General features: G+C 64.6%; 4 protein-coding genes. 2 read left to right on the top strand and 2 right to left on the bottom strand.

Translation table 11 applies throughout. The features are described from left to right. A partial coding sequence (locus L3X40_RS21455) for an SDR family NAD(P)-dependent oxidoreductase (RefSeq protein ID WP_237367370.1) occupies positions 1 to 270 on the bottom strand: 270 nt, incomplete at its 3' end. 50 nt (positions 271 to 320) lie between these two features. Continuing rightward, positions 321 to 1061: an SDR family NAD(P)-dependent oxidoreductase gene (locus tag L3X40_RS21450; RefSeq protein WP_237367369.1), complete on the bottom strand. Its 741-nt coding sequence runs from the start codon at positions 1059 to 1061 to the stop codon at positions 321 to 323. A 522-nt stretch (positions 1062 to 1583) separates the two neighbouring features. On the opposite strand from L3X40_RS21450, the gene L3X40_RS21445 reads away from it, so the two are divergent. Both L3X40_RS21445 and L3X40_RS21440 read left to right on the top strand, forming a co-directional pair. Next, a complete protein-coding gene (locus L3X40_RS21445; RefSeq protein ID WP_237367368.1) occupies positions 1584 to 1853 on the top strand; it encodes a hypothetical protein in 270 nt (89 codons plus the stop codon). Beyond that, positions 1850 to 2835: phospholipase A (locus tag L3X40_RS21440; RefSeq protein ID WP_237367367.1), on the top strand; the 986-nt coding region annotated here is incomplete at its 3' end. The genes L3X40_RS21445 and L3X40_RS21440, both read left to right, overlap by 4 nt.

The following is a 2835-nucleotide window of genomic DNA, read 5'->3' as shown; positions in this document are numbered from 1 at the left end:
CGTGCCGTCGCGGGTGATGCCGGCATTGTTGACGAGGATGTCGACCGGCCCGACCTCCGCCACGACCTTGGCGACGCCCGCCTGGCTCGCGGCAAAATCGCCAACGTTCCAGCCATAGACCGGAATGCCCGTCTCGTCGTGAAACGCCTGGGCTTCCACCTCGTTGCCGAAATAATTGGCGACGACCGTGTAGCCATGCGCCTTAAGAAGTCGTGCGGTCGCGGCGCCAATGCCGCTCACGCCGCCGGTGATGAGCGCTATACGGGACATAGCTATTTCCTTGCTGCTGGTGCTGGTTGGAAAGGGGGCAGCCGGCGCGGTCACTGCGCCAGATAGCCGCCATCGACGGGATAGTAGCCGCCGGTCATGAACGAGGCGCGATCGGAGAGCAGAAAGGCGACAAGCGCCGCCACCTCCTCGGGCCTGCCGAGCCGGCCGAGAGGATGCTGATCGATCAGCGCGGGCGACGGTTCGCCCTGCGCCCGGATCAGCGGCGTATCGATGACCGCTGGCCCCACCGCGTTGATGCGAATGCCCTTGCGGGCATAGTCGACGGCTGCGGTCCGGGTCATGCCGACCACGGCGTGCTTGGCGGCCGTATAGGCGATCGTGCCGGGTAGGCCGAGCATGCCGCAGATCGAGCTCATGTTGACGATCGCCCCGCCGCCCGAGGCGAGCATCGCCGGGATCTGATAGCGCATGCCGTAGAACACGCCGTCCATGTCGATGCTGACCACGCGCCGCCATTCTGCAAGATCATATTCACCGGCCGGAGCGGAGGCGCCGCCGATGCCGGCATTGTTCACGGCAAGATCGAGTCGGCCAAAGCTCTTCACCGTCAAAGCCACCATCGCCTCGACGTCCGCGGCGTTCGCTACGTCTGTCCGAAGCGGAATGGCCCTGTCGTCACCGATCTCGGCGGCGAGAGCGTGTGCGCGGTCGACATTGAGGTCGGCGAGCACGAGCCGGGCGCCGCAAGCGGCCAACTCACGGGAAATGGCCTCGCCCAGCCCGCTGGCGGCTCCGGTCACGATCGCGACCTTGTCATTGAACTCGAACATCCGGTCCCTCCAGGGCGCACGAAAACCGCCGCCCAAAAACGAGCGTCGCCAAGCCGATCCGGCATCTCTCCTTGACGTTTTGGATTCCCGATCACCGCAGGATATGCGGCTCATGTGCATCGCAGGATGCACGCGCCGCCATCGGGAACTATACTTATGCGTTTCATATCGACGCTCAAGCCGACCCTCCTTCCCTGCGGAAAAGCGTGAGGAATGGGCGACGGCTGGAGCAGCGGATCCTCGCAAACCGGATGGCGAACGATATATTCTGTGTCGGGCCAGGCGCGGATATGCTGATGGCCGGGGTTGCGCCTTATCTCTCCCCTGCGGTACCGTTCTGTGAGACTAACGACTCTGCGGAAAGACACGGGTGGCGGTCGGATGAAGGTAATGCCTTGACAATGAATGGCATGAATCGGGAGTGGTTTTGAGGAAGGATGCTGGGCCAGGCTGTGTGATTGCGTAGTGCGCATTCCTCGCTGCAAGGCAATGGAAGGGCATGTTCGATTGGAGGTGAGAAACATGGTCACATCCGCCGCCACGTCGCCGCCAGACCCGCTGGACGGCTTTGCAGAGACATTCGATCGGGCCGCGGTCCCGGCCTTCGCCCGGTGCGCCCCGACTCTGTCACCCGCGACGATCTTCCGGATCTTCTCCGACCGGGCACTTCACTTCGCCCTCCAGCCGGGCAAGCAACCGCGGTGCAACGCCAGGATCGCGCGCGAATATACACGACCGTTCGATGATCTGGTCCGTAGTGCAGGCGACAGCAGTCAGCACCTGCTCGCATGACGGCCCGGTCGCTCTCCTGGTTCATGGCGGGCGCATCGATCCTCCTCGCATCGGCGGCCCATGCGACCTCGCCGGTCGAAATCCTGATCGGCGATGCCGGCCAGATCGACCAGGATGGCGCCATTCTGGTCGATCTGCGATTGCTCAACGGGGACCGCGATCCGCAAACGCTATCCTTGCCCGATCGGATCGAGGCACGGATCGGGGCTTCCGGGTCTGTCCGGACCGTCTGGCTCGAACGCGCCGCGAACATCCCGGCCAGCCTGACCGTGCCGCCTGGCGGATTCATGCGCGCGCGCTATCGCCTTCCGGCGCCTTCCGACCTGGCGCGGGACGGCATGACGCTTTCCATTCCGGCGTGGAGTTCGCAGAAGATCACCCTTGCCTTGCGGCCCGCGACGCAAGAGGCGCGGGCCATGTCCACATCGCAGCCGCCTCCCGAGCCAAAGCGGGAAACGGCGCCTTCGCCGGCCGACCGTTCGGCCGGCAATGCCTTTCTCGCCAATCTATCGGCTTACGAGCCGATCTACGCCGTCTACGGCCCCGGCACCAACAGCGAGGCGCGGATCCAGTTCAGCTTCAAATACCAGCTGTTCGGATCGAGACGGGCCGAAGGCCTGCCGCGCTCCTGGCGCGACGGGCTTCACTTCGCCTACACCCAGCGCATGTTCTGGGATTTGGGCGGCGACTCCTCGCCGTTCCGCAACGTCGATTATCAGCCCGAACTCTTCTATCTGACCCCCTCCGCCACTTTGTCCAACGGCATCTCGGTGAGCGCGCAGGGTGGTATCCGGCATGAATCGAACGGGCGCGACGGCGCGGCGTCGCGCAGCATCAACAGCCTCTATGTCGCGCCGATGGCGGCGATCCCGCTCGGCGGGGGCTATCGCCTCTCGGTCGCACCGCGTCTGGCGCTTTTCGTCGGCGACAAGTCGGACAATCCCGATATCCGCCGATACCGCGGCATCACGGGGCTATTCGT

The sequence above is a fragment of the Rhizorhapis sp. SPR117 genome, from assembly GCF_021742065.1.
Note: the sequence above shows the minus strand (reverse complement) of the source record. Positions and strands in the feature narration are given on the sequence as shown.

Excerpts from the sequence above, each read along its gene's own strand:
- L3X40_RS21450 (WP_237367369.1), bottom strand. The coding sequence starts at position 1,061 with ATGTTCGAGTTCAATGACAAGGTCGCGATCGTGACCGGAGCCGCCAGC.
- L3X40_RS21445 (WP_237367368.1), top strand. The coding sequence starts at position 1,584 with ATGGTCACATCCGCCGCCACGTCGCCGCCAGACCCGCTGGACGGCTTT.